Genomic DNA, 4,644 nt, shown 5'->3' on the forward strand with positions numbered 1-4,644 from the left:
CTGGTTAATATTTTTGTATTTCTTTGGGGGTAAATAGAAAGGATTCAAGGGTAAAGGTTAAAGATTCTTCAATTATCTTTATCCCCTAAGTTTTATTCACCAAAAAGTTTGACAAAGACTCATCCTTGAAATTATCATAAGGTTATTATAAAAAAATATTAAAACTAACTATAAATGAACGAAAAACTGAATATATCCCAAGACAGACTAGCATTGTTAGCAGAACTCACTGAGGCTGGTATTAAGCATAACCCTGACAAAATAGTGAAGATTGCCAAACAAGCAAATGGTAAAATCGTATTTTTAGAAGAAGGTAAAATTACTAAAAGAGCAAGTGGACTAGCGCACATTTTAAAGGAGCATAAAGAGGATTTTGCTAGACGCGGAATTTCTGAGGAGGAAATCCCTGATGCTGTTATTGCTGCTGTAACCAGTGGAACGTTTCTTGGTTATCAAGGAACAGCAGAACCTCCCAGAGAAATATATGAAGTAATTTTTAATGGAAAAAAGCAGCTTATAGCAGTGACGGTAGGTGATAATGGTTATATAGTTGGAGCTAATCCCGCCTCCTTACCATGATTCCACCTGAGTATACTCAAAACAGCTTAATCATTTGATTCTATAGGTAGGGGTAAAGCATGAGCTAAACCCCTAAACATCTAGCTCTTTCCTAATCTTGCAAAAATTCATGTCCCAACCGAGTTTAGTATAGCTATGGCAATAAAAATCAAACTAATGGCTGATTATGGATGCGACCCTTTATGGTGGGCAGATGCTGATAAGGTTGGTAACATTGACCCAGCAAGATTGCCCCTCAGCCAAGGAACTATTAACCATTTGAGAAAATGGGCGACTGATTATAATGCCACATTAAATTGGCAAGATCCTGGTAATTCACCAGATTTGAGTCCAGAAGAAGAAGCAGCTTTTGAACAAGAAGGTATTAGTTTATGGAAACAACTGCAAAAAGAACTTGCACCTAATTATGAAGTTGTTTATTTCAGTGAGTTATTAGGTAAAGTTGTTACTGACATGAATGAATTAGACTCTTTGCGTGTTATCTATGCTTAAAGTACAATCACTGAGTCCGTTTTAACGGACTTCGGCTATTAGACTGGGAATTTATTCCCTCCACGGGTGAGAAAGCTAACTGATAATATTAGAAAATATCAGCTACAGCATGAGGAAAAATCCCACTATGTCCAACCAAACAAACTTAACTGATGCTCGTAATAACCTAGCTGAAATCTGCGCTCAAGTAGTTGCAGATAGAGAAGTAATGATTATTACCCAACCTGATGGTGAAAACGTCGCCCTAATTGCTGCTGACGAATTAGAAAGTTTATTAGCAACAACTCATTTACTACGCTCCCCTAAAAATGCAGCACGTCTTTTAACTGCTTTGGAAAGAGCAAAAACGAGAACTTTAAAACCGCAAAGTATCAACGAACTACTTCAGGAGTTGGGAATTGACTTATAAATAGTTATTGACTTCGTGTACCAAAAAAGGTACACTATGACATAACATCAAATCTAACGTATGTAGTTGTTAGATAAAAGTATGCAAAATACTAATACCTACTTCTATATTTAATTAGGTTTGATGTATGACAGATAAAAGAGTTCCGGCTGAATTTTATAGAAATGAAAATGGCACTGAACCAGTTCGTGATTGGTTAAAAAGTTTATCTAAAGAGGAAAGATTTTTGATTGGTGCTGATATCAAAACAGTTGAATTTGGTTGGCCAATTGGAATGCCTACCTGTCGGCCAATGGGTGATGGATTATTTGAAGTCAGAACAAATTTACCACAAAATAAAATTGCTCGTGTGTTATTTTGTTTCTATGAAGGTAAAATGATATTGCTGCATAGCTTCATTAAGAAAAGTCAAAAAACCCCAAAACAACAATTGAATTTAGCCTGGGAACGCAAACACACATTGGAGGCGTAAAAATGACAGAAAATCCTTATGTTGGTTCTTCTCTTGATGCGTTTTTAGAAGAAGATGGAACATTAGACGAAATCAATTTAATAGCTATTAAAAGAGTAATTGCTTGGCAAATTCAAACAGCAATGGCTGAGAAAAATATTACTAAAACAGCAATGGCTGAGAAAATGAAAACAAGTAGATCATCTGTTGATAGACTTTTAAATCCTGATCATCATTCTGTTACTTTAGAGACGATTGATAAAGCTGCAAGAGTTCTTGGTAAAAAAATTCGTTTTGAATTGGTAGATGCTGTTTAAAGTAGAAAAAATCAAACTCATGGCTGATTATGGATGTTACCCGTTATGGTGGGCAGATGCTGATAAAGTTGGCAATATTGACCCAGAAACATTACCACTGAGTCAAGAAACTATTACCCGTTTGGAAAAATGGGCAGATATTTATGATGCAAAATTAAACTGGGAAGATCCTAATTCATCAGGTTTTCCCAGTTTAGAAGCTAAAGAAACTTTTGAAGCAGAGGGTATTAGTTTGTGGAAGCAACTACAAAAAGAACTTGCACCTAATTATGAAGTTTTCTATTTCAGTGAAACTTTACGTAAAGTTGTAAGTGACATCAATGAATTAGACTCTTTGCGTGTTATCTATACTTCAAGTATAATCATTGAGTCCGTTAAAACGGACTTCGGCTATTAGACTGGGAATTTATTCCCAGGCGGGTTAGAAAGCTAAATCAACAAAATTATGCTATTCTATTTTTAGTAATTGTTAGATATTACAATCACTGTCAGTAACTCAGCCCTAAAGCGACTGATCTTGTAATTTTTTACAAGCTGTACTGACTAGTTTAAGTCTTCACTGACTACGTTTTTTGAGTCACGACACCCTGGAATGCGTAGCTAGTTCCCTGCTCTGTCATTTGCAATTAAACAGTTTTAAAGTCACTGAAACAGTGTTGCAAGTCTAAAAAGCTCTTAAAACATTGACTAAGCTAACATTACCCCAGAAATGGGAGGCTCTGCGGAGCAGCACATTATGCGTACAGAGTTGGGAAATTTGAATCGCTAATTGTCCCGTTGAAAGTACACCACAAAAGTACCCCGAATTTCTTAACTCCAAGGCAGTAATGAAAAAAGATTCAAAGCGGTTAAAACCGTGGTCAGTGAGCTTGTAGAATTGCCCGTGTCGCTTCCCTCTCAGGGCTAAAGCCACTGAGTTTCCCACTTACCGCGAGGTCTTATGAAAAAGTTTCGAGACTTATATATATACCTCAATAGCTATGATATTGACCAATTAATCAAACATTTAACCGATAATTGTACAAACAATTGGTTAAGAGCTTACGAACGCGAAAAAAACGCAGTTCTCTTAGAAGAAAAAGCCTACTGTTTTGAACATACGGCAGGTGATGGTTTAGAATCTGCTGGTTTAATACTTTTTCAGAAAGATCCAAATACTTGGTTTGTATCTAATATTGTGCCAGCAGAAAAAGGTCAATTATCTGTTGATGAATACAATCAAATTTTAGTAGACTTCTTTACAACAATTGTACAACCTGCCATTGAAAATACTCCTGTAAGCACAGAATTAACAAACGATCAAGAATTTATTGAAAATCTGATCGGTAATGATGCAGCAGCATTATTAAATCAATTTGCTGTTTATGCAAATAAATTTACCGTTACCTCCCATCCTCTAGATAGAAAAAAATGGTTTGATTTCATATTATCTGTAAATTCCAAAGGTGTAAAATTAGATTCTACTTTATTAAGTATGTCCTTAATTGAAAAAGGATGGTCAAAAGAAGCAGTAGATAAATTAGTCACAGAATACGAATTTGCAGATGCTTTATTGAACTATACAAAAGGACAATGATGAATGTTTATTAGTTCAACAGAGCTAAGTGAAGTGATTATTTCTGCACCTGCACCAGTTTTATTTCTAGACACTTGCATAATTTTAGATATTATCCGTTCTCCATTTCGAGATAATATATCTACTAACGAAATATCCGCATCTTTAGAATTAATTAATAAATCACAATTAAATAATCGTAGTCTGTGGTTAGTGACCAATGAAATAGTCTATACAGAATGGAAAGAAAATCTAGAAACTGTCAAAATTGAACTTACAGAAGAAATCAAAAAAGCAGAACTAAAAAGAGAGAAAATGGTTAATGCTGCAAATATTATCTTTGATTTTAACCATGATTTTGGACAAATAATAAAAACTTTAAATCTACCTGAACACCTGGGAAATCTTTCCAAAAGTCTCCTAGATAAATGTGAGAAAATAGCAATAGATGATTCTCATTATGTAGAAGCAATGAAGAGAATTAATAAATGTGATGCTCCTGCTCAAAGAGGTAAAGATTCAGCTAAAGACTGTCAGATATTTGCGGCTTTTTTAGATCTCGGTAAGCAATTGAGAAATAAAAATTTCCAGAAAAATGTTTGCTTTATCACTACAAATTATCAAGATTATGGAAAACCTAATGCTCCTAAATCACCTCTTAATCAAGAGCTTGTTAGTATTAATGCCAAATACTTAAATAAATTAGAATGGGGTTTAGCTATTATTGAAGGTAGAGTATAATTGTGAAAACGGAGGTGTAAAAATGAGAGAAAATCCTTATACCTGGCTGAAAAAAATTGACACCTAAAAAGGGGATTTTTAGGTGTCAATTCGGGGGTTT

General features: G+C 34.6%; 8 protein-coding genes. All 8 read left to right on the plus strand.

Going from position 1 to position 4,644, the window contains the following annotated elements; all coding sequences use genetic code 11:
- Nucleotides 1-174 precede the first annotated feature (174 nt).
- The 8 genes from ACIR310F_RS0101000 to ACIR310F_RS0101040 all read left to right on the plus strand — a co-directional run bounded on the left by ACIR310F_RS0101000 (nucleotide 175) and on the right by ACIR310F_RS0101040 (nucleotide 4,544).
- On the plus strand, nucleotides 175-579 hold the full coding sequence (locus tag ACIR310F_RS0101000) for a hypothetical protein (RefSeq protein ID WP_028082210.1): 405 nt from the start codon (nucleotides 175-177) through the stop codon (nucleotides 577-579).
- A gap of 135 nt (nucleotides 580-714) precedes the next feature.
- The gene (locus ACIR310F_RS0101005; RefSeq protein WP_028082211.1) at nucleotides 715-1,071 is read left to right on the plus strand and encodes a hypothetical protein; all 357 of its coding nucleotides are present in this window, start codon (nucleotides 715-717) and stop codon (nucleotides 1,069-1,071) included.
- A 127-nt stretch (nucleotides 1,072-1,198) separates the two neighbouring features.
- Nucleotides 1,199-1,480, plus strand: a complete 282-nt coding sequence (locus ACIR310F_RS0101010; RefSeq protein WP_028082212.1) for a type II toxin-antitoxin system Phd/YefM family antitoxin — start codon at nucleotides 1,199-1,201, stop codon at nucleotides 1,478-1,480.
- 127 nt (nucleotides 1,481-1,607) lie between these two features.
- The gene (locus ACIR310F_RS0101015; RefSeq protein ID WP_028082213.1) at nucleotides 1,608-1,952 is read left to right on the plus strand and encodes a type II toxin-antitoxin system RelE/ParE family toxin; all 345 of its coding nucleotides are present in this window, start codon (nucleotides 1,608-1,610) and stop codon (nucleotides 1,950-1,952) included.
- A 2-nt stretch (nucleotides 1,953-1,954) separates the two neighbouring features.
- Entirely contained in the window at nucleotides 1,955-2,248 is a 294-nt protein-coding gene (locus ACIR310F_RS0101020) for a helix-turn-helix domain-containing protein (protein WP_028082214.1), read from the plus strand.
- A complete protein-coding gene (locus ACIR310F_RS21145) occupies nucleotides 2,238-2,645 on the plus strand; it encodes a hypothetical protein (protein WP_051289431.1) in 408 nt (135 codons plus the stop codon). The genes ACIR310F_RS0101020 and ACIR310F_RS21145 overlap by 11 nt, the downstream gene beginning before the upstream one ends.
- 543 nt (nucleotides 2,646-3,188) lie before the next feature.
- On the plus strand, nucleotides 3,189-3,824 hold the full coding sequence (locus ACIR310F_RS0101035; RefSeq protein ID WP_028082216.1) for a hypothetical protein: 636 nt from the start codon (nucleotides 3,189-3,191) through the stop codon (nucleotides 3,822-3,824).
- A gap of 3 nt (nucleotides 3,825-3,827) precedes the next feature.
- Nucleotides 3,828-4,544, plus strand: coding sequence for a PIN domain-containing protein (locus ACIR310F_RS0101040; RefSeq protein ID WP_028082217.1), 717 nt, complete (start codon nucleotides 3,828-3,830; stop codon nucleotides 4,542-4,544).
- Nucleotides 4,545-4,644: the final 100 nt, after the last annotated feature.

The organism is Dolichospermum circinale AWQC310F, assembly GCF_000426925.1.
Lineage (GTDB): Bacteria > Cyanobacteriota > Cyanobacteriia > Cyanobacteriales > Nostocaceae > Dolichospermum > Dolichospermum circinale.